This is a genomic window from Streptomyces atratus, from assembly GCF_014648655.1.
Taxonomy (GTDB): domain Bacteria; phylum Actinomycetota; class Actinomycetes; order Streptomycetales; family Streptomycetaceae; genus Streptomyces; species Streptomyces atratus.
In genome coordinates, this window is sequence record NZ_BMRN01000028.1 from 1 (window position 1) to 21,567 (window position 21,567).

At 69.3% G+C, this 21,567-nt stretch carries 17 protein-coding genes and 2 pseudogenes; 14 read left to right on the plus strand and 5 right to left on the minus strand.

Annotation, left to right across the window (positions count from 1 at the left end):
* The first annotated feature begins 129 nt into the window (after window positions 1–129).
* From IEZ15_RS30650 to IEZ15_RS30660, 3 genes are all read left to right on the plus strand, one after another.
* Complete coding sequence (locus IEZ15_RS30650; RefSeq protein WP_189280278.1) at window positions 130–354, plus strand: IS3 family transposase; 225 nt, start codon at window positions 130–132, stop codon at window positions 352–354.
* Between the two features lie 344 nt (window positions 355–698).
* Complete coding sequence (locus tag IEZ15_RS30655; protein ID WP_189280279.1) at window positions 699–1,367, plus strand: macro domain-containing protein; 669 nt, start codon at window positions 699–701, stop codon at window positions 1,365–1,367.
* 124 nt (window positions 1,368–1,491) lie between these two features.
* A complete protein-coding gene (locus IEZ15_RS30660; RefSeq protein WP_189280280.1) occupies window positions 1,492–3,156 on the plus strand; it encodes an ADP-ribosyltransferase domain-containing protein in 1,665 nt (554 codons plus the stop codon).
* A 1,125-nt stretch (window positions 3,157–4,281) separates the two neighbouring features.
* Here the strand turns inward: IEZ15_RS30660 and IEZ15_RS30665 are convergent.
* Together IEZ15_RS30665 and IEZ15_RS30670 are read right to left on the minus strand one after the other, a co-directional pair.
* The gene (locus IEZ15_RS30665) at window positions 4,282–6,288 is read right to left on the minus strand and encodes a glycoside hydrolase family 84 protein (protein ID WP_189280281.1); all 2,007 of its coding nucleotides are present in this window, start codon (window positions 6,286–6,288) and stop codon (window positions 4,282–4,284) included.
* Entirely contained in the window at window positions 6,285–6,686 is a 402-nt protein-coding gene (locus tag IEZ15_RS30670) for a hypothetical protein (protein WP_229846195.1), read from the minus strand. The genes IEZ15_RS30665 and IEZ15_RS30670 overlap by 4 nt, the downstream gene beginning before the upstream one ends.
* A 215-nt stretch (window positions 6,687–6,901) precedes the next feature.
* Here IEZ15_RS30670 and IEZ15_RS30675 point away from each other — a divergent pair, with 215 nt between their 5' ends.
* From IEZ15_RS30675 to IEZ15_RS30685, 3 genes are all read left to right on the plus strand, one after another.
* The gene (locus IEZ15_RS30675) at window positions 6,902–7,582 is read left to right on the plus strand and encodes a response regulator (protein WP_189280282.1); all 681 of its coding nucleotides are present in this window, start codon (window positions 6,902–6,904) and stop codon (window positions 7,580–7,582) included.
* Window positions 7,579–9,030 carry an ATP-binding protein gene (locus IEZ15_RS30680; RefSeq protein ID WP_189280283.1) on the plus strand — a complete coding sequence of 484 codons (1,452 nt, stop codon included), beginning with the start codon at window positions 7,579–7,581 and terminating at the stop codon, window positions 9,028–9,030. Before IEZ15_RS30675 ends, IEZ15_RS30680 begins: the two co-directional genes overlap by 4 nt.
* Window positions 9,031–9,125: 95 nt before the next feature.
* Entirely contained in the window at window positions 9,126–9,557 is a 432-nt protein-coding gene (locus tag IEZ15_RS30685; protein ID WP_157987252.1) for a GerMN domain-containing protein, read from the plus strand.
* Here IEZ15_RS30685 and IEZ15_RS30690 read toward each other — a convergent pair.
* Together IEZ15_RS30690 and IEZ15_RS30695 are read right to left on the minus strand one after the other, a co-directional pair.
* Window positions 9,515–10,300, minus strand: a complete 786-nt coding sequence (locus IEZ15_RS30690) for a protein-L-isoaspartate O-methyltransferase family protein (RefSeq protein ID WP_229846208.1) — start codon at window positions 10,298–10,300, stop codon at window positions 9,515–9,517. The genes IEZ15_RS30685 and IEZ15_RS30690 overlap by 43 nt on opposite strands.
* A 2-nt stretch (window positions 10,301–10,302) precedes the next feature.
* Window positions 10,303–11,057: pseudogene (locus IEZ15_RS30695) on the minus strand (transposase family protein).
* 148 nt (window positions 11,058–11,205) lie between these two features.
* Here IEZ15_RS30695 and IEZ15_RS30700 point away from each other — a divergent pair.
* From IEZ15_RS30700 to IEZ15_RS30715, 4 genes and pseudogenes are all read left to right on the plus strand, one after another.
* Window positions 11,206–11,668: pseudogene (locus IEZ15_RS30700) on the plus strand (transposase); the annotation flags it as partial.
* Between the two features lie 198 nt (window positions 11,669–11,866).
* The gene (locus tag IEZ15_RS30705) at window positions 11,867–12,865 is read left to right on the plus strand and encodes an acetylxylan esterase (protein WP_189280331.1); all 999 of its coding nucleotides are present in this window, start codon (window positions 11,867–11,869) and stop codon (window positions 12,863–12,865) included.
* 150 nt (window positions 12,866–13,015) lie between these two features.
* Window positions 13,016–13,216, plus strand: coding sequence for a transposase (locus IEZ15_RS30710; RefSeq protein ID WP_189280284.1), 201 nt, complete (start codon window positions 13,016–13,018; stop codon window positions 13,214–13,216).
* 144 nt (window positions 13,217–13,360) lie between these two features.
* On the plus strand, window positions 13,361–14,149 hold the full coding sequence (locus IEZ15_RS30715) for an IclR family transcriptional regulator (protein ID WP_189280285.1): 789 nt from the start codon (window positions 13,361–13,363) through the stop codon (window positions 14,147–14,149).
* Window positions 14,150–14,212: 63 nt separating this feature from the next.
* Here the strand turns inward: IEZ15_RS30715 and IEZ15_RS30720 are convergent, their stop codons facing one another.
* A complete protein-coding gene (locus IEZ15_RS30720; protein WP_189280286.1) occupies window positions 14,213–16,501 on the minus strand; it encodes an FAD-dependent oxidoreductase in 2,289 nt (762 codons plus the stop codon).
* A gap of 342 nt (window positions 16,502–16,843) precedes the next feature.
* Between IEZ15_RS30720 and IEZ15_RS30725 the strand changes: the two genes are divergently transcribed.
* From IEZ15_RS30725 to IEZ15_RS30740, 4 genes are all read left to right on the plus strand, one after another.
* The gene (locus IEZ15_RS30725; protein ID WP_189280287.1) at window positions 16,844–17,770 is read left to right on the plus strand and encodes a carbohydrate ABC transporter permease; all 927 of its coding nucleotides are present in this window, start codon (window positions 16,844–16,846) and stop codon (window positions 17,768–17,770) included.
* Window positions 17,770–18,690, plus strand: coding sequence for a carbohydrate ABC transporter permease (locus tag IEZ15_RS30730; protein ID WP_189280288.1), 921 nt, complete (start codon window positions 17,770–17,772; stop codon window positions 18,688–18,690). The genes IEZ15_RS30725 and IEZ15_RS30730 overlap by 1 nt, the downstream gene beginning before the upstream one ends.
* A gap of 64 nt (window positions 18,691–18,754) precedes the next feature.
* Window positions 18,755–20,056 (plus strand): sugar ABC transporter substrate-binding protein, encoded by a 1,302-nt coding sequence (locus IEZ15_RS30735; RefSeq protein ID WP_189280289.1) that lies wholly within the window; start codon window positions 18,755–18,757, stop codon window positions 20,054–20,056.
* A gap of 153 nt (window positions 20,057–20,209) precedes the next feature.
* The gene (locus IEZ15_RS30740) at window positions 20,210–21,514 is read left to right on the plus strand and encodes a BNR-4 repeat-containing protein (protein WP_189280290.1); all 1,305 of its coding nucleotides are present in this window, start codon (window positions 20,210–20,212) and stop codon (window positions 21,512–21,514) included.
* Window positions 21,515–21,567: the final 53 nt, after the last annotated feature.

Sequence of the window (21,567 nt, forward strand, 5' to 3'; positions counted from 1 at the left end):
GCGGAGGTACGGAGCACGTCCTCGCCGTCCTCGTTGCCGGCGGGCATGTCGATCACTCGGTGGAAGAGGTCTCTGCTCTCCCAGAGCGCCCCGGTCGTGCCGAGACGACAACGCCCTCGCGGAGAACCTGTGGTGATCACCAAGACGGAGTGCATCCGCGGCCGCGTCTTCGCTACCCGGGCCGAGACGAACCTGGCGCTGTTCGAGTACATCGATGGGTTCTATAACTCCCGGCGCATCCAGAAACGGCTCGGCTACCTCAGTCCGATCGAGTTCGAGGAGAAGCACTACGCCGACCAGGCAACGGCCGAACGAACGAACCTGAAACCCCGTCAACCCGTCCTGACCAGCTGATCAGCACCTCCCGCACGCCGGGGGAACCTCAGTGCGCCAGGCCTTGGCACATCACTGGGCCGATGGCGGACCGCACGTCCGGATCGCCGACCGGCGATCCGCTCTGCGGGACACCAGCACACACCTGTACATGGACTACTGACCCGACAAGACGACACCGGATCGAGCCGTCCGAGCAGGGACAGGGCGGCGGCCGGCACCACCGCCCCCCACCTTCACTTGTCTGGTGTGCCTGTCTTCCCGCTCCCCGCTCCCCTGCTCGAACAACCCTGTCGAACGGCACTGTCAGTGGCGCGCGGTAGCTTCGGGATTGTTCGAGATCACGGGGTGAGAGGGGTGAATTCGTGGGTGTCAGGCATGCGTTGAGCGTCGTCCTGGTCGACGTCAACGACGAGGTGGTGACGGCCTGGCGGTCCGCGTTCGCGGACACGCCGGAGGTCGAGATCAGGCGGGGTTCCCTTCTCGATGTGGATGCCGACGCCTGGGTCTCCCCCACCAACGAGCGTGGCCGGATGGACGGTGGGGTCGACGCCGTCGTCAAGCGGTACCTCGGTGCGGGCATCCAGGTGCGGGTGCAGCGGGCGATCCGCGATCGGTTCGGCGGACGGCTGCCGGTGGGCAGCGCGGTGTGCGTCCCGTCCGGGGCGGACGTACCCCGGTACCTGATCTCGACGCCCACCATGCGCCAGTCGTCGCAGAACGTCAGCGACACGATGAACGTGGCCCTGGCCTGCGCGGCCGCCTTCCAGGCGGTGCATCTACAGAACCGGGCGAAGCCGGGCAGCATCCGGTCGGTGGCCCTCGTCGGGATGGGCGCGCAGACCGGGCAGGTGCCCGCGAAGGTGTGCGCCAACCTGATGTGGACGGGCTACACCCTCTTCCACGACCACGGTTTCGCGGACTACGACGAGTTGCGGGCCGCCGTACTGGGGCAGCTCGACGACATCGAGGGAGCGGGGTCCGCACGGCGGGTCCGGATCAACGTGCCGCAGGGGCCTTCCTTTCGTCACTGACCCGAAGACCTCGCAGGCCGGTGCCGCCCAGGGCGCGGACACCGGCGACGACCCTGCCGCATCTGTTCAGCACTCCGGGGCGCCCGTGGAGGCGTCCGGTTCGAGTATCGGGAGTTCCACCCTCGTGAGTGATGTCGACGTGACGGCCGCGGGCGATGCCGGTTCCCCGGCCGGGGATCCGCTGGGACTGGCCGGCCTGTTCACCGGTGGCGGCGAGCCGTGGCTGCCGCTGCTCGGACCGGTGATCGAGGCGCAGCCGGGAGCCGCCGACTTCATCGGCCCGAAGCGCAGCCCGGAGGTCGTTCCGGTGCGCGAGCTGACGTTCCAGGCGTTGAAGCCGCATCCGCCGGAGAAGTGGAAGGTGGTCGTCTTCGGACAGAACCCCTATCCGCGGGCGGAGAGCGCGACCGGCATCGCGATGTTCGACAACACCTTCAACGACTGGAAGGACAGCCAGTTCGGCCGGGTCGTCAGCATCCGCTGTCTCATCAAGGCGGCCGCGATGTGGAAGTACGGCATCGTCAAGAAGACCCCGATCGCCGATGTCCGCGCCCTGCTGAAGAAGGAGGACACGGTTCAGCCGCCCGAGTGGTTCCAGGCGATGCTCACCCAGGGTGTGCTGCTGCTGAACGCGTCCCTCACGGCGAGCGCGGACGGGGCGATGGCGACCGATCGGCACACGTCGTTCTGGCGCCCCGTGGCCGAGCAGATCGTCGAGGAGATCCTCCGGGCGAAGCAGGACGCGGTGGAGGAGGACGACCGAGGGGTGGTGTTCGCCTGGTGGGGCGCGCACGCCCGGAGTCTGAAGAGGGTCGTCCAGCGGCTGGAGAAGAAGTACCCGGGGGTGCAGGTCCGTCACCTGGACCACGCCAATCCGGCCGCGCAGGGGGATCTGTTCTGCGAGGGCGACCACTTCGCCCAGGTGAACGACGCCCTGGCGGCGGTAGGGGCCGAGCCGGTCGACTGGCTGCCGCGGAAGGGCTGGGACCAGGGGACGGGCGGGGCCGACGGGCCGGAGGACGGTGGTGTCGCGCAGCGGATGGCGGCGTTCATCGCATCCACGATGGAGTTGCACCAGCTGTATCTGGAGCGGCTCACCAGCGTCAAGGACGAGGGCCTCGTCCTGCCGCCCGTCACCGGGGTGTTCGACACGCCGCTGATGGACTTCCGGAAGGCCGTCGAGCCGGTCTCGCGGGTGCTCGCGCACCTGGATCGGCATATCGATCTGTCGAGCCGTTTCGGGGAGACGAAGGCCGCGGAGGCGGCGTCCGCGGGCGCGCTGTCCGGGGAGGCCGGGGGCGCCTTGTCGGCCGACGCGATCTCGGCCCTCTACCTGTACACGTGCGAGTCGGGATTCTACCGCGAGATCAACGCCGTGCTGCGCTCGTCGGACCGCGAGCGCGTGGTGCCGTACCTGCCGTACCTGCGGTTGCTGTTCTCGGCAATGGAGGCGTTGCCGGCGCAGACGCGGCCGCTGTGGCGTGGTGTGGCGCTGGATCTGCGGTCCCAGTACCCGCTGGGGCGGACGGTGACGTGGTGGGGCGTGTCGTCGTGCACGTCCGAGCTGGGTGTGGCCCGCGCGTTCCTCGGCGGGCGTGGTCGGCGGACGCTGTTCGAGGTGACGCCCGCGCGGGCGGTGGGGATCCGGCGGTTCTCCGCGTTCACAGGTGAGGAGGAGTACATCCTCGCGCCGGGGACGCAGCTGGAGGTGACGGAGGTGAAGGCCGAGCGTGGGGGTCTGTGCACCGTGCGGCTGACCGAGCTGGAGGGGGCCGGGCTGGTGTCGTGACGTCCCCGGGCCGGGCACACGAGCGCCCCGTGGCGGGCCTGAGCCGTGCCGTGGAAGAGGACTGGAAAAGCCGTACCTCGCCTTTCACTCTGACCTGGACGGTGCCGCGCAACGGCTGACCATCTCCCGGAGGTTGTTCGGGTCCCGCCCCTGCCTCTGCCCGACGCTGACCAGCCGCCGTAGCTTCACCACCGCGCGGCGGCCGAAGGGCCACCAGCTCCGACGTGTCCGGCGGAGGGGGACGGCCGGTCGTGGTGGTGCAGGCGGCCGCGGCGGCAGAGGCGGGTGTGCCGGGGGCTTCGGCTCAGCGGGTGGCGTCGTATCCGATACGGCCGGACCGGGCGGGGACGTCGGCGTCGGCGGACCGGGGGACGGCTCGATCGACGGTGCCGCTGGCGCCGAGGGCGGGACCGCTGGCGGGGCAGCCTCTGGCGGTGCGGCGGACGTGGGCGGCCCGCTGGGGTGCGGCCTGGGGGAAAGACGGGCCGCCCGTCCCGGTGCAGGCTTGCGTTCGGCTGCCGCCTCGCGAGCCTGGCGGAGGGTGCGCTGGGCGAGGGAGAGCGGTGGCGGGCAGGCGGGCTGGCCGCTGTGGCCGGTGGCGGCGTCGTATGTCCAGTGGGCGGGAGTTTCAGCGAGCGGCGCGCGCGTTGTCGACCGGGGCCGCCCGCTCGTGGAGTGTGCGGGCCGTGCGCGGCCAATCCGCAGGTCCAGGCCGTTCTGCTCCCGGTCTTCCCGAACGTACGCGCCATGGTCCGACGCGCCCTTTGCGGCCGAGGTCGACCGCTTCAACGAACTCGCCAAGCTCATCGCGTTCAAGACGCTAGTGATCTCCCAGCCAGCCGCCCAGCACGAGGAGATCGAGCGCCTGCGCAAGCAGGCCGCCCCGGGCGCCAACTCCCGGCGGCCCGAGGCGGCACAGCCCCGTACGGGTCGTGCAGCTGAGATGGGTGTAGTTCCTTCTGTTTACACTCCCAAGGCGAGCAACCAGGCTTCGGTCCTGCGCCGGATCGGCGAGAGAGTGAGCGCTGCGAACGTCATCGTCCGTTCGGTCTGGCCTTCGCTTTCTGCGGCGTTGGGTGTTCTCGGTCGGGTCAGCATGCCGCACACCTGCCTTTGCTCGGTGTCCTACAGGGTTTTCGCGGCTCGGTGTATGAAGGTGTCGAGCACGCCGTCGGCGACCTTGACGTTGCCGTGCGGGCGAGTGGCGCCGGGGATGGTGCGTACCGCGGCCGCCTCCCGCGCGAGCTCGGCCGCTGCGGTGAACGAGCGGGTGGCCTTGCCCTTCTCGCCCTTGGCGCGGTGTTCGAGCCCGTCACAGGTGTGCTCAAGGGCCTTGGCCCACAGGGTGAGTGCGTCCAGCCAGGGCTTGGTCTCGGCGACGAAACCCGGGTCGGTGACGGTTCTGCGGATCTCGGCGGGGGCTTCGGCGAGTACGCGTGTCTGTGCGCGCAGTGCCGTGACCGCTTGGTGTTTCCTGCCCGTGTGCCAGGATCGTTCGATGGCGTCCAGCCGGGCCTTGAGTGCGGGGGCTGCGGGCTGCCATGGTGTGCCGGTCCAGCTGGGCGCCATGTGCTGGGTGTCGAGGAAGGTCAGCAGGGCGTGGGTGCCTTGCGGGTCGTGGGCGGTCATGTGTGCCGCGGCGCTGTGCCAGGAGTCAGTGGGCCGGTAGGCGCGCGGGTTCCAGGCGTAGTCGGCACCGGTGAATTCGGCGATCTTGCTGGCCGATGCCTGGTTCATGGGGTTGAGCGCGACGCCGCTGAGGTGCTCGCCGAGCCTGGGGGTGCGCTTGGCGTAGGGGGCGAGCAGCAGGCGTCCGGCGGCGTGGTCGTAGTCGTTGGTGGGGTAGTTGTCCCAGAGCAGCACGTCGTGGCCCCACACGTCGGCCGCTCGACGGGTCTGTGCGGTGGTGATGGAGGTGGGCACCACGTCGGCGCCCGTCCACCACACCTGCACGCGGTCGTCCAGGGCGCGGCGCAGGGTCTTCTTGTACGGGGTGTCGGCGAGGTCGCTGTACTGCGTGGGCACGAACTGCAGCGGGCGCATGCCGCGGTGCTGGTCGACAAACTCGCGCTGCATGCGGTTGGTGAGGTCGGCCTGAGCGGCGGCGGCGGACTGCTCCGAGACAGGCCCGTAACGGGCGAAGTCCGCGGCACCGTTCCATACGGGCAGCGGGTGGATGTCGTCGAAGGCCAGGGCGAAGTCCCGGATCCCCAGGTTGTACAGGGACTGGAGCTTGCCGGTCAGGGCCTGGCGGTCGCCCGCATCGTTGTAGGTGATGGACTTGCCCGGGGACAGGACATAGGTGAAGCGCACATGGTGGTCGGCGGCGTGCCGGGCCAGCTCGGCCAGCTCGCGTTCCAGTTTCCTCGGGTAGCGCTCGCGCCAGCGGTCACGTTCGTACGGGTCGTCCTTGGGCGCGTACAGGTAGGTGTTCAGTTTGACGGAGCCGTGGAAGGCGATCTGGTCCAGGCGCTCCTCGTGGGTCCAGGGCTTGCCGTAGAACCCCTCGACGACCCCGCGCAGCGGCATGGCAGGGTGGTCGACGACCGTGGCGCCTGCTATCCGGCCGTCGGCGGTCAGCTGGGTGAAGGTCTGGGCGGCGTAGAGGACACCGTCGCCGTCGACGCCCGCGAGCAGCACTTCGATGTGGCCGTCGAGGCTGCTGGTGGTGATCTGGTAGCCCTCAGGCGGCAGTGTCCCGGAGGTGAAGGCATTGCTGCGTCCCAGCTTGTCGGCCATGTGCGGAGCCGAGACGGTTCCGATGACGACGGCCATCGGCCCTGCGGGACGCGAGGCACCGCTGAGGGGAGAGACACGGACGTCGGTGGCACCCGCGCGGCGCAATGCCGCTTTCACCAGAGCGACGGAGCGGGCGTCGGTGCCCTGTGCGGTGAGCAGGTCCACCCGACGCGGCACCGAGAGATCGGGCCCGGTACGGCGTATCTGCTGCGGGGTCGGCGACACCCGTGGCAGGTCATTACCGGTGACGGATGCCCGGGTGATCGAGGGCGCATCGGGGGTACTGCGGGGGCCTACTGCGTGGTCGTGCCTCCCCACTGCGTCCAGCGGTGCGCAGCCCGCGAGCAGCAGCCCGCTGCCCAGCCATGCGGTGACGGTCCTGCGGCGGATCATCGGCCCTGCTCCGCGCGGCGGGCACCGAGCAGGGCCCAGGCGGCCAGCAGCAGCAAAACAAGCCAGCTTCCGGGCACCAGGAGGAACAGAGAGGTGGCGACGGAGGAGACCGGGTCGCCCAGTGGCAGGACCAGCCAGTACGCCACGGCACTGGTGAGGATCACCACCAGAGCGGCCAGCGGCCACACCAGTGCCCCCGCCACTTTGGCGCGACCGCTCCATCCGCGGGCCGGCAACCACACGGCCAGGCCGATCAGCCAGCCGACGACGGGCAGCAGGAACCCCCCGAAGACCAGTAGCACTACGGCTGTTGTCTGCGCGGGTGTGCAGCCGCGCGCGGCGGTGCGAGGTACAGCCGGTGCGGGGGCGTCCGGGGCAGGAAAAGGGGTACGGTTCATGGAGGTTCCTGTGGGTGCGGAGGGTACGGAGGGCCGCTCCTGGCCGGAGGGGTTCCGGCGGGCGGCAGCTCGGCGACGGCGATGATCGCTCACCCAGCCAGCGTTTCCGCGCCTTGTCCGCCGCCTGTGGGCAGAGTATGGACGGACCGTAACAAAGCTTCCGGAGAGGGCCTGAGCTGCCCGGATCTGCTGGCAGAGGTAGCCATAATTTCCTTATGCCCAAGATTCTGCTCATCGAGGACGACCAGTCCCTGCGCGACGGCCTTCAGCTGGCCCTGGAGCACCAGGGCCACCGGGTCCACGCCGCTGCGTCCGGCCAAGCGGGTCTCACGGCGCTGCGGACAACGCGCACCGACCTGGTCGTCCTCGACCTGATGCTGCCGGACACCGACGGTTTCGAAATCTGCCGCCGCATCCGCGCCTCCTGGCCGGTACCCGTCATCATGCTCACGGCCCGCGGCGACGACTCCGACATCGTGCGCGGCCTCGACGCGGGCGCGGACGACTACGTCGTCAAGCCCGTACGCGGCCGGGTCCTCGACGCCCGTATCCGCGCAGTCCTACGCGGGCAGGACCCCTCACCCGCAACCACAGCCACCGAAATCTACGAGGAGCTCACCGTGGACCGCTCCGGCCTCAGCATTACCAAGAACGGACACCCCGTCGCCCTCACCCCGCTGGAACTACGCCTGCTGCTGCACCTGTCAGCGGACCCCGGTCACGTGTTCGCCCGGCAGGAACTGCTCGAAACGGTATGGGGCCACGACCCGTCGGCCGACGTACGCCTGGTGGACTCCGGTATCGCCCGGCTTCGTACGAAGATCGAGGATGATCCGGCATCCGCCCGCTACATACAGACGGCGCGCGGCTTCGGCTACCGCTTCGGACCGCTGTGAAGCGCCCCTCGCCGGTCAAGCGCCTCACGCTCGGGCTGCGGGGCCGCCTGATCGCCGGATACCTGCTGGTCGCGGCCATCAGCGTAGTGGCGACGGCGGGATTCACCTACTACCAGGCGCACATCTCGATCCTCCGGACCGGGCAGGACACCCTCCTCAACAACCTGCGGGACACGACCACCACGTTCGCCGACGACCTGCCCTACCCGCCCACCCGCGCCCAGCTCACCTCCTTCGCCGGAAAACTGGCCTCCGGCAGCGGCTTCCGGATCATCACCGTCACCTACGGCACCCAATCCGTGACCTCGGCCCAGGGCGGCCCTGCAATCCCCGAAACCCTCCGCCGTGATGTCACCGCCAACCGGGAACTGACCTTCCAGCGCGTCACCCAGGACGGCACCCCCTGGCTCACAGCCGGCACCCCGATCACCTTCGCCGACAGCAGACAACCGTCCGGCATCGAGGTCTACGGAGCCACCCCGCTGCGCTCCCTCAGCGACGCGAAGGCCGCCGTGTGGGTCGCCTCCCAGTACGGCGCGATCCCCGCGCTCGTCCTCGCCGTGCCGCCCGCACTGCTCGCAGCCCGCGGCGTACTGCGCCCCGTGCGCCGGCTCCAGCACGGCGCCCGACGAGTGGCCGACGGCGATCTCACCAGCCGTATCAAGGCCACCGGAAACGACGAACTGGCCGACCTTACCAGGGTGTTCAACGAATCAACCGCCGCACTGGAGACCACGGTCGGTGAACTCCGCAGAATGGAAGCCTCCGCCCGCCGCTTCGCCGCCGACGTCTCCCACGAACTGCGGACGCCCGTCGCCACGATGGTCGCCGTCAGCGACGTCCTCGACGACAGCGCCGACACCCTCCAGCCGGATATAAGCCGGGCGGCCCGCCTGGTCACCACCGAAGCCGACCGCCTCGCACGGCTCGTCGACGACCTGATGGAAATCTCCCGCTTCGACGCCGGCGCCAATACCCTGATCGCCTACGACATCGACGTGGCCGAGGCCGTACGTGCCTGCCTACGCGCCCGCGGCTGGCAGGACAATGTCTCCACCGACCTCCCCGAACCCCCCGTCACCGCGCGCCTGGACCCCCGCCGCCTCGACGTCGTCATAGCCAACCTCATCGGCAACGCCCTGCGCCACGGAGCACCGCCCGTGACCGTCCGGGTGACCGCATCCGAGGGCGACGAGGATTGCGTACGGATCAACGTCACCGACCACGGCGGCGGGCTGTCTCCCGAGACCGCCGCGCATCTCTTCGACCGCTTCTACAAAGCTGACCAGGCCCGGTCACGTTCCGAGGGCAGCGGCCTCGGCCTCGCCATCGCCTGGGAGAACACCCGCCTGCACGGCGGCACCCTGACCGCAGCCAACGGCCCGCACGGCGGAGCAGTCTTCACCGCAGAATTCCCACGCACCCCCACGGCAGGAGACGGTACGTGACACAAAGCAGCCGCCTCCTTCGCCCTTTTCTCCCTGTGCTCCTACTCGGCCTCACAAGCTGCGGCACCGGTCCGGCGATCGACGCGTCCAAGCCCATGGGAGCTGGTGAGCCGGCCACCGGAATCGTGGCAGGCACCGCCGTCTATTTCCTCAAAGACGGAGCGCTGCACCCCGTCGAGCGCTCCGCCGCCGGCATCACATCACCCACCGAAGCCGTCCGCGCCCTCCTCACCGGCCCCTCACCCGAAGACCGCAAGCAGGGCCTGACCAGCGCACTACCACCCCTGACCGGCACCTTGGAAACTGCCTTGGCCAAGGTGACCGCCACCCCGAACGCCCCCGGGCGGCTGCGCGTCACCCTCCCCTACGACCCGACCACACTCACCCCTCTCGCACTCGGACAGCTCACGTGCACGGCGTCCGCCACAGCACTGGTGGAACTGACCGGCACAGGCCACACCACCCCGGCCACCCACTGCTCCGACTACGCTGTGCGACATCCCGTGAGTTCTCCTGAGTCCCCCTGAGTGAGCCCCTGTGCCCGTGGCCAGGAAGTTGTTCCTCCTCGGGCGCTCTGCGGTCTCGTGACGTAACCGGCCAGGCTCGTGCAGGCAGGCCATGCCCAGGGCAGCCTCGAGGCCGTCGATGCACGCGCGGGTGGTGCGGACGGTCCGGGTCCCAGGTGGAACCACAGGTCGTAGTAGCCGTCGCCGTCCAGGGCCGGGCCGACGTTCTCACGGGTGGACAGCGGCTGCGGCTGAAGGGGTTCGGTCAGGGCCGGGGTCTGCCCGGCCGGCCACGCGTAGAGGGGGCCGGCCGCCGACATGAAGTCGCTGGACATCACCCCGTGGCCCACCAGACGGCCCTTGTCGCGGGTGACGGAGAGGGTGGGGTGGAAGCCGCCGTGGACGACGGGGACGACGATCAGGCCGTCGTCGCTGAGCTGGTCGAGCCAGTGGGGGGAGATGCCGGTGACGCCGCAGGTGACCACGATCCGGTCATACGGTCCCTTGGCCGGGTGGCCGAGGTAGCCTTCGGCCGTCAGCGCGGTGACGTTCTTCTCTCCGGCCCGCTCCGTTGCGCGTGCGGGCTCAGCGCGGCCTCCAGGGTGCGCGACAGGGTGGTCTTGCCGATCCCGCCGACACCGTGGAACACCAGCACGTTTGGTGCGGGGCGCCTCCAGGTCCTCAACGGTGAGGCCGGTGCCGGTGATGCGGGCCAGGTGTTCGCCGAGCGCGGCCTGGACGATCTGCCACTGAGCCTTTTCCAACCTCACGCTGACGCGTGATGAAGGACGAGGACGGCCTGGACGATCGCCGTGATGCGGTTGGTGCTGCAGCGGAGCTTGGCAGGAGGCGCCGGCCCTTCAAAGTGGCCATGGCCTGCTCGCCGAGGCAGCGGATCTCGGCGTGCGTGCTGTTGTGCCGACGCTGCCACCGCTTGAGACGACGGCCACGGAAGGGCACCCGGATGGAGCCGCCGGCACCCTGATACGCCTTGTCGGCCCAGCACTTGAGGCCCGCCTCGGCGAGCGCGTCAACGATGCCGTGGGTGCGGGTGGCGGTCAGGTCGTGGGTGGAACCGGGCAGCGCGGGCGAGACCCACAACAGCCGCCCGAAGGGATCGGTGAGGACCTGGACGTTCATGCCGTGCCGCTTGTGTTTGCCCGAGTAGTACGGGGTATCGGCGGCGATCCGGTCGATCGGCAGCAGGGTGCCGTCCAGGATCACGAACGCCTTGGTCCGCGCGATGTGCATCGCCTCGGCCAGGGTGGGCGCGAGGCCGGCCAGCACCTCGACCGCCTCGCGTATGTAGCGGTATACGGTCGCGATGCCGATGCCGAACCCAGCGGCGAGCTGGGCGTACGTGTCACCGCATCGCAGATGGGCCAGGGCGAGGAGAGCCTGACGACCGGCGGTCAGACGCCGCCACCGGGTCCCGATCTCCCCACGCCGCACAGCGAGCCGTCCGGTCAGGCACCGCAGGGTGCGACTGGACAGGTCGATCGACGACGGGTAGACAAGCACACGAAGCTCCTGGTGGCTGCGGGCGATCTTGGTCGAGAACCCGTCTACCAGGAGCTTCGTCGTTCCGCAGAACCGTCCAACACGCGGCCATCAGTGTCGGGTTGGAAAAGGCTCACTCTCTGCGCTCGTGGCGCACTTAAAGATCAAGTTAGCCGCGAACTGTTGCAAGGCGCAGGTGAATCACCGTATTGTCTCGCAGGCGATGATGATCGCGACGGGGATTCCGCCAGCGGGCACCGCGAGGTCCTCGGGCTGATGGTCGGCGACAGCGAGTCGAAGCCGTTTTGCACCGAGTTCCTGCGCCGTCTGCGGGCCCGCGGCCTGGACCACGTCCAGCTGGTGATCTGCGACTCGCACAGCGGCCTGGTGGCCGCGACCATCCACACGATCCTCGCCCAGACCGTCCGCAGTCAGCTGAACGTGGTGGCCGACATGCTCGCACGGCAGTTTTCCCCTCGGTCAAGGCCATGCTGCTGGAGGCAGCCGGAGACATCACAGCGTTCGCGTACTTCCCACCCTCGCACTGGAAGAAGATCTGGTCGACGAATCCACTGGGGCGCCTGAACCGGGAGATCAAACGACGGACCGACGTCGTCCAGGTCTTCCCCAACCGCGCCGACCCTGGACCGACTCGCCGCCGTCCTGATCGAAACAGCTGCCGTGACTACACCGCTCAGCGGGACGTGACCGTTGAGTCGGCAGGTCAAGCCCGTACCGGGGGCTCAGCGTCGGCAGGACAGGGTACGTCGTGTCGAGAGCTGTTCCGGCAGGGCGTGCTGGTCACTTCGCACACCGAACAAGGAGAGATCTTGCCCACCCATCCGCTCACGTCAGACGGCAGTGAACTCAGCTCGCTTCAGCATGATTTGCCGTTCGACCCCACCTACGGCTACGACCTGCCGCGCCTCCTTGCGGTGGGGGCTCCGCCAGGCCCGGACGGCTTCGCCGACTTCTGGCAGGAGCGCTACGCGAGTGCGCTACGCGTCGACCCGGCGCCTCGGATCGAGGGACCTTGGGCCACGGTGGACGGCGTGCGGGTCGCCGACGTCTCGTACACATCCGCCGACGGCGTCCGTATCGGCGGGTGGCTGACCGTCCCTGCCGATGGCCGCGTTACGCAGGGCTGTGTGGCGACACACGGATACGGAGGCCGGGCGGCCCCGGACCCCTGGCAACCCCCGCCGGGGACTGCGACCATCTGGCCCTGCCTGCGCGGGCTCGGAACGCGGAGCCTGCTGCCCGGCGTTCCCTCGGTCTCGGCGGGGCACGTTCTGCACGGCATCGGCGCCCGGGAGTCGTACCTCATCGGCGGGTGCGTGGCGGATGTCTGGTGTGCGGCCACCGCACTGCTGCGGCTGGTGCCGGAGGCTGCCGGGCGGCTGACGTACCTGGGCACGAGTTTCGGCGGCGGCATCGGGGCGTTGGCGCTCCCCTGGGACGACCGTTTCCATGCCGCCGGCCTTACGGTGCCGACCTTCGGAAACCATCCGCTCCGGGTGACACTGCCGTGCACGGGCAGCGGAGAGTCGGTGCGTACGCGGCTCGCCGAGGAGCCCTCGGTGCTGGACGTCCTGGCGTACTTCGACGCCGCGACAGCGGCCCGGCACCTTCACATCCCAGTGCATGTGGGTGCCGCCCTGTTCGATCCGGCGGTACCCCCACCGGGGCAGTTCGCGGTGCACAACGCACTGGCCGGGCCGCGCGAACTCTTCGTTCTGCGGGCGGGGCACTTCGACCACCCGGACGAGCGGGCCGAAACGGCGGCCCTGGAAGAGGTCCAGCGACGCTTTCTGTCGGGGGCGGACTGAGTGGTGGTATCGCGCCCTACCGCTTGACCGCCTCCCGCGCGGACGCGGTTACGGGGCTCAGCACAGTCGGCGTGACAGCGGTGAGGGGCAGCTCGCGCCTTCCCGGGGGAAAGGGCCCGCCGGACGGGCAGATGGGAGAACACAGGTCCGATGCCTGCACCACTGAAGTACCCCGACGGCCTGCGCGAGCGGGCCATCCGCGAGGTGCAGGCCTCCGGCCGTCCGGTCGCCCATGTTGCGAAGGACCTGGGCATCCACAAGGAGGCCCCGCGCGGCTGGGTTCACCAGGCCGAGGCGCTCAACGGTTCCTTCAAGGCTACGAAACTCGGGGCAGCTCGGACTGACGGGTGAATGCCGGCAGTTCCGCGACGTCACCCGCGTCCGGCCCCAGTGACGTCGCGGAACTGCCACTGTCGCTGATTTCAGGTACGGGCATCGACCATGCGCGATATGCTGATGCAGATTGTGCAAGCGATTTGCAAAACGAGGAGGGTCATGGCTACGCGGGCGACTGATGTCGGGACGAACCAGAGCGTCGAACGAGCGGTCTCGGTGCTGCGCGCACTCGACTCCGGTCGGGCCGAACTCCGTGTCTCCGACGTCGCCGAGCTCACCGGACTGGGCTCGTCGACCACCTCTCGCCTGCTGTCCACCCTGGAACGCCTCGACATGGTCGAACGCGATCCGGTCAGCAACCTCTACCGGCTCAGCCTCGGCCTCCTCCCCCTCGCCGCCACCGCCACCAACCGCCACCCCGTGCACCGGGCCGCCCGCATGGTGCTCCAGGACCTCGCCGCCCGCACCGGGCTCGGGGCCAACGTGGCCGTACGCCGCGGTACCGAGCTGATGTTCCTGTGCAATTTCGAGGGCCCGCGCGCCCCCAAGTCCTATACGCAGGCCGGACACACCGCCCCGCTGCATGCCACGAGCATCGGCAAGTGTCTGCTCACCGGTCTCGCCCCCAAAGAGCGTCGCAAACTGCTGGGAGAGCCTCTCGACGCGCACACCGAGTACACGACCACCAGTCACGACCTCCTCGACAGCGAGATCGACACCGTCCGGCGCACCGGTTACGCCGTCGAAGCCGAGGAGCGCGCCCTGGGCCGCGCGTCCCTGGCCGCGCCCGTCCGCGACGCTTCGGGGGACGTCGTCGCCGCCATCTCCCTGTGGGGCCCGACCTCGCTGCTCGGGGACCGCTCCGATACCGAGGGGCAGCGCCTCGCCCTCGTACGCGAGGTCATCGAGGCCGCCGACGCCATCAGTCAGGCACTTGGCGCGCTCTGACGTACATGGCGAAGGGGTCCGGTGGAGGCTGATCAGCCTCCACCGGACCCCTTCGCCATGTGGCTATGCGCCGTACGCCTTGAAGGCGATCACGTGCGCGTGCCGTGCCCCGTGCGTCGCCTCGACCACGAGCCGTAGCGCGTCGGTGCGTACGGGGCTGCCGTCCGCGGCCTTCAGTTCGTGTACACGGTGGCGGCGTCGGTTGTCCGTCACCGTCAGGAGTGTGTGCCAGGTACCGGCGGCGTCGCGGCTCTGGATGCGGTAGTCGCGTACGAGTTCCGGCATGACCTCGTACGGGGTGCGGTGGCGGTGCAGGTTGTTGAGGTATTCGTCGACGTCGTCGTCGAACACCAGGCGGGTTTCGACGAGTTCTTGCTCGTTGTGCCAGTCGAGACGGAGCCACTCAGCGGCGTCCTCCGGCGCGGAGGACCACATGTGCGGGCCGCCGTAGGGACGTTGGTATCCGCCTACGGCCCGTTCGGGGCGGAATGCCGTGGTGTCGGGGGCCGCCCGAAAGGCGAAGGTCTGGCGGCGCAGGCCGCGGGCCTGCCATTCCAGGACCAGTTGTCCGTCTTCTTCCGGGATGTCGTGGTCGACGGCCGCGTCTCCCTCGGCCTTCCTGCGCAGGGCGAGGACACCGTCGGTGCGTTCGGGGAGGAGGACCAGGGCCGTGTCCGCGCAGGCCCGGACGATGAGGATCGCGTTCTGGGGGGTGTCGGGGTGGTGGTCCAGGCGGGCCGTGACCCAGTGGGGGCCGTCGGACGGGACGGTGACAGTGGTCGTGAGGAGGTGGTCGGCGGGGACCGCGTTTTCGGGGTGGCCCGTGCTCCACAGTTCCACGGTGAGTTCGCGGGACTGGCCGTTCGGGGCGCCGTGGACGAGGAGGTCGACCGTGTCGAGTGCGGGGTCGACCGGAAGCAGGAGGGCCAGGTCGCGGGTGAGGGGGTACGGGGTGCCGGGCGCGGCCGGTGTGGGTTCGGCGGCCAGACGGGTCAGGTGGGAGGAGGCGGTGACGCGGGCAGTGCGCGCCAGGTTGTCGGGGTCGTCGTCGGCGAGACCGATCACGGAGGCGTCCTGGCGCAGCAGGGTGTGGCGTACCAGTTCCGTTCGTTTGGTGGCGAGTTCGCGCGGCGTGAGGCCCTCGGCGACGCACAGGGCCGCGGCGGTGCCCGCGGCCTCGCCGAGTGTCGCGCAGGTGGCCATGACGCGGGTGGCCCCGAAGGCGATGTGGGTGGCGGAGATGTTGCGCCCGGCGAAGTGCAGGTTCGTGACGTTCGCCGAGTACAGGGAGCGCAGCGGGATGTGGAAGATGCCGTCCGCGTATCGCTGGCGGGCACCGGGCTCGTCGGCGTACATGCCCTGCACGGGGTGGAGGTCGACGGACCAGCCGCCGAAGGCGATCCGGTCGGCGAACTGGCGCTGCTGAAGGATGTCCTGCTGAGTGAGGACGTAGTCGCCGAGGAAGCGGCGGTACTCGCGCTTGCCGGGGAGACTGCCGACCCATTCCAGGGTGAGGTTCGCCGCGTCGGGGAACTGGCCGGAGTTCTTGATGTGGTCCCAGATGCCCATGATCACGGCCTGGAGCTCGTCGCGGATGCGCTCGTTGTCGTGGACGGTGTCGAGTTCGCCGCCCCACTCGATCCACCAGTAGTCGCAGCCGTTGTCCCCGGTGCGCAGGATGCGGTTGCGCAGGATGGGCGTGGTCGACAGGTCCTTGGCGTAGGCAGGCGGTACGAACTTCGCCGGCCGGCCCGTGTCCCTGGTGTGGAAGAGGATCGTCGAGCCGAGCAGCGCCTGGTCCGCCTCGGCCGGCGCCCAGGGCTCGTCGAACTCGGTCTGTGCCTCGCGGCCTATGCGGTAGCGGGCGCCGGCGAGGTGGCCGAGCAGGCCGTCACCGGTGCAGTCGAGGAACTGGCTTGCATGGAAGGTGATGCGGCGCTCCGAGCCCACCATCCAGCCGGTGCAGGAGTGCACCTCGCGGCTGTCGTCGGGGCCGCTCGCGTCGACCTCGCGTACGTCGGTGTTGAGGTAGAGGTCGATGTTCGGTTCGGCACGGACGGCGTCGAGGACGACCTGGTCCCAGTAGTAGGGGTTGCCCTCGGGGTTGCGGTACTGGTTCTCGGTGTACAGCTCGCCCATGATTCCGGTCTCGCGGGCCCAGCGGTGCACGCCGTGTGCGGTGGCGCCGCAGACCCAGACGCGGATCTCGCTGCTGGCGTTGCCGCCCAGGACGGGCCGGTTGTTGACCAGGGCGACGCGTCGGCCGAGCCGGGCCGCGGCGATGGCCGCGCAGGTCCCCGCCAATCCGCCGCCGATCACGGCGATGTCGTAATGGACCTCTTCTTCCCGCACGTGCGGCCTCCTTGGTGTGAAGCTCGGATACTCCCCGTCGCAGCGGAGCAGCCTTGAACGTACATCACATCCATATTGTGCAACTACTGTTCAGCCCGTGGGATTCGTTGTAAGTTCCGGTTACGGCCACCGACCCGTCTGTCGCAAGCCGAAGTTCAAGTTCAGAGCAGGTGGGGCGAGTTCGCCGGTCCTGCACAGAACCGGCGATTCGCCGACCAAAAGGGTTGACGCCATCGCACGATATGGAGAACGATCCCGCATGCTGCAACTTGCATTCACTGGAGCATGGATGGCGTTCACACAGGGCCCCGGCGCTCCTGCCCCGTTTGAGAGGACACACCCATGAGTACGGCCGCACCTCCCCAGAAGGCGCCCCCGCCCCGTCAGCGGACCGGCGGACGGCTCTCCAACGGTGCGTTCGCCCTGCTGCTGACCGCACCGGGACTCGCCCTGTTCGCGGCGATCATCTTCTACCCGCTGCTGTCGGCGCTGTTCACCGGCTTCTTCAAGCAGGATCTGCGGCTGCCGGGCCGGGAGTTCGTCGGCCTGGACAACTTCACATACTGGCTGGACGGCGACTTCCTCACGATCCTCAAGCAGACGCTGATCTTCACCGTCGGCGCGACGCTCGTCCCCTTCGCGCTCGGCTTCGCGCTCGCGCTCGCGCTGAACACCGGCCTCAGGGGCAGCGGCTTCCTGCGCGGCCTGTTCCTGTTTCCCTGGGTGATCCCGGGCGTGGTGGTCTCCTTCCTCTGGATGTGGATCTTCAACGCAAACTACGGGGTGCTCAACGGCGTCCTCATGGAGACCGGAATCATCGACGAGTCCGTCGCCTGGCTCGGCCGGCCCGGCACCGCGATGCTCGCCGTCATCGTCACCAAGACCTGGGCCAGCTTCCCCTGGATGATGGTGATGCTCCTGGCCGGTCTGCAGACCGTGCCCAGGGAGCTGCACGAGGCGGCCTCGATGGACGGGGCGGGCTCGATCCGGCGCTTCTTCGCCGTCACCTGGCCGCAGGTCCGCGGTGTCGCCTCGATCGTGCTCCTGCTGGAGTTCATCTGGAACTTCCAGCACTTCGACACCATCTACGTCCTCACCGGAGGCGGACCGGCCGGCACCACCGAGACGTTCGCGACCGCCGTGTACCAGACCGCCTTCAAGGGCTTCGACATCGGCCGGGCCACCGCGCTGGGCGGACTGTGGATGCTGCTCCTGCTCCTCCTCGTCGCCGTCTACCTCAGGATCACCGAGCGGAAGGGCGACGCCTGATGACCTCCACCACCTCCACCGCGCTGTCCGCCGTCGACCGGCCGCGGCCATCCGCCACGCGGGCTGGGCGCAGCGCTCGGCGCCGTATACGCAAGGACGTGCTGCGCTCGCGGATCGCCGCCTGGAGTGCGGTCGTCGTCATCGGCGCCTTCGGTCTGCTGCCGGTCTACTGGCTGCTCGCCACCGCGCTGAGCACCCCCGAGTCGACCTTCCGGTTCCCGCCGAAGCTGATACCCACCGATCTCACCCTCAGCAACTTCACGGCCCTCGCCGAGAACGACCAGCTGATCAAGTACATGATCAACTCGCTCATCGTGGCCTCGATCACCGCCGTGCTGAGCGTGGTCGTCGCCACGTACATGGGCTACTCGTTCTCCAAGTTCCGCTACCGCGGGCGCCGGTCGCTGATGCACCTGGTGCTGGCCTCCCAGATGTTCCCCCAGGCGCTCCTGCTGGTGACGCTGTACGCCGTCTTCTCCAGCTTCGGCATGCTCAACACGTACACCGCCCTGGTGCTCTCCTTCACCACGTTCACCATGCCGCTGTGCGTCTGGATGCTGAAGGGCATCTTCGACACCATCCCGGACGCCCTGCTGGAGGCGGCGTCCATCGACGGCGCGTCCCGGTGGCGGACGCTGCACTCCATCGTGGCGCCGCTGGCCGCGCCCGGGATGATCGCCGCCGGGCTCTTCGCCTTCGTACGCGGCTGGAACGACTTCATCTTCGCGCTGACCCTGGCCGACAAGGAGAAGCAGACCCTGCCTCCCGGCCTCGTCTCCACCTACATCGGCGAATTCCAGACCGCCTGGCCCCAGTTGATGGCGGCCTCGCTCATCGTGTCCATCCCGGTGGTCGTCGCCTTCATGTTCCTGCAGCGCTACCTCGTCGGCGGCATGACCGCCGGTTCGGTCAAGAGCTGAACCCGCGGGATCAGCCCGCGCCCTCACCTACCTCCCCTCCCGCTTACTCCCCCATGGAGAGATCATGACCACCTCTGGCATCAGCCGACGCGGCGCGCTGCGCATGTTCGGCATCGGCGCGCTCGGTGTGGCCGGCGCCGGTGTGCTCGGCGCCTGTGCACCGTCCGGCGCCGGCAGCACCTCCAACGGCGGCGACCCGAAGTCCAAGAACTTCGACTTCACCTCCTGGTCGCTCAACGAGGAGGCAGCCAAGCCCTCGATCGAGAAGATCATCGCGGCATGGGAGAAGGCCGAGAAGTCCACGATCCGCGCGGTCTCGTACCCGTACAACGAGTACCTGAGCCAGCTCACCCTCAAGCTGGGCGGCGGGGAGACGACGGGTGCGGTGCACCTCGACATCGCCTGGCTCGCCGCGATGGCGCAGATGGGCAAGCTGGCCGACCTCGGATCGGTGGCCGGCAAGGGCGGCTACACCGACGTGGCGCTGAACAGCGGCAAGTACGACGGCAAGCAGTACGGGCTGCCGTGGAACACCGGATCGATCGGTGTGATCGCCAACTCCCAGCTCCTGGAGAAGGCCGGGATCAAGAAGCACCCCACCACCGTTGAGGAGTTCGAGGCCGCACTACGGGAGCTGAAGGGGCTCGGCGGCGGTGTCGTACCGTATGCCGCTGCCACCAAGGTCGCGCAGCTCAAGGACATCTTCCCGTGGATGCAGACCTTCGGCTGCAAGCTGCTCGACGGTGGGAAGGTCACGATAGGCGACGACGCCTCGATCGACGCGGTCACCTGGTACAAGAAGCTGCACGACGAGAAGCTGATCGCCGCCGACGTGGACCGCTTCGACGCGCGCGCCCTGTTCGGGCAGGGCAAGGCCGCCTTCTACGACGACGCGATCATCGGCAAGGGCGTGACCTCCGCCCAGTCCAAGGACAAGACGCTGGCCAACGCCATGCAGCCGATGGAGCGTCCGGTGCTCAAGGCCGGGGACACGCCGCAGGCGCTGCTGTGGGGCGGCGTGATCGCGATCGTGAAGGGCAAGGGGCAGGACGCGGCGACCGAGTTCGCGCTGCACACCACCACCGACCAGGCCACCACCTCCGAGTACTTCGCCGCGCGCGCACTGCCGCCGTCCACCACTGCGGGTCTGGCCGCCCCGGAGGTCGCCAAGGACACCTTCACCACGGAGTGGACCGAGAAGATCACCAAGACGGCGACCGGCAGCCCGTTCTGGCAGTTCGCGCAGAATGCCCAGATCGAGGAGGCCGTCGCCAAGCAGGTGCAGGCCGTCCTCGTCGGCAAGTCGAAGCCGAAGGACGCGATGAAGCAGGCCGGCGAGGAGGCCGCCGCGCTCATCAAGCGCTGAGGCCGAGCGCCGTAGTCCGGGCCCGGCGAACGTCGCACGACCCTCGCCGGGCCCTGCTCCGTACCCCGCACGACGACCGCGCCGGCCGGCCCTCGGGCCGCTGCCGACCGCGTCACCTCCACGCCCGCGCACGCACCCGCGAAGGAGCTCATCTTGCGACGTCCCACGGTACGCACGTACACCGCCTCGGCCACGGCCCTGGCCGCCCTGCTCCTGCCCGTCCCGGCCGCCCGGGCCGACACCGCGCAGAGCAGGGCAGCCGCGGCGGCGGTGATCGAGAAGGTCCCGTACGCGATGGACTCGTCGAACCAGGCCGCTTGGTGGACGCCGGTCGCCACGTACAAGGGCCGCGGCCAGTACACGTACTTCGCCTTCAACGAGCCGGGCTCGACGGCCGCCACGCACCGGCCCGCCATCGCGCGGCGCGACCCGGACGGGGTCTGGAGCCTGCTGCCTCTACTCGACCGGAGCGGGGTGCAGGCGGAGTTCCCTGACGACAACGGCCACAACCAGCCGTCCGTCGCGCGGGACGGCAACGGACGTCTGCATGTGTTCGCCTCCATGCACGCCGACGCCTGGCGCTACTTCCGTACCGAGGCCCCCGGCGGGGACGTCACCGACCATGCGGCCGAACTGCCCGACCAGGGCCAGGGCATCACCTATCCGATCGTCGCCACGGCGCCCAACGGCGATCTGTACCTGGCCGCCCGTGTCGGCGCCGGCGCCGATCAGCGCCCCGGCAAGCTCTACCGCTGGGACAACGCAGCGGCGCGCTGGAGCGTGGTTGCCACGTTCGCCGGCGCGCTGAACCGCTCCGTGTACCCCGACGACCTGACGGTCGACAGCGAGGGGCGTGTGCATCTGCTGTACGAGTGGGCCAAGGCGCCGGCGACCGGGTTCCGCCACCAGCTCTCCTACCTGCGCTTCGACCCGGCGACCGGCGACTTCGCCGACAGTACGGGTGCGGCGCTCACCGTCCCGGTGACGCCCGACACCTCCGACGTGATCCAGCAGCTGACCACCGGCGAGGAGTGGAGCATCGACAACGGGTACGCCGGTCCTGCGGTGCAGAGCGCCAAGCTCACCCTCGACGGCTCCACCCCGAAGGTCGCCTACCGCTACCGCTCGGCCGACAGCGGCAGCAACTTTCGCGTGTACTACGCCTATCCGAGCGGCAACGACTGGGTCAGCAAGACCGTGTACGCCGGCGGACAGACCGCAGCCGCCCTCGGCATCACCTGGGACGAGACGGACACCAAGCGGATCTACTACGTGACCACCTCGGGCACCGACCGGGTCTTTGCCGCGACGCAGTCGGCGGACGGGGCCTGGACCGCGCAGTCCGCCGCGCCGGGCGTGAGCGCGGACCGGCTCGCGGTGCGGCGGGACTCGGACGGTCACGATGTGCTCTATCTTCCGGACACCGTGCACAACACCCTCTACTACGGCTTCCGTTGAGGCTGGTGCACCGCCCGCGCCATCTGTACGGGGACGAAGCCGTCCCCGTACAG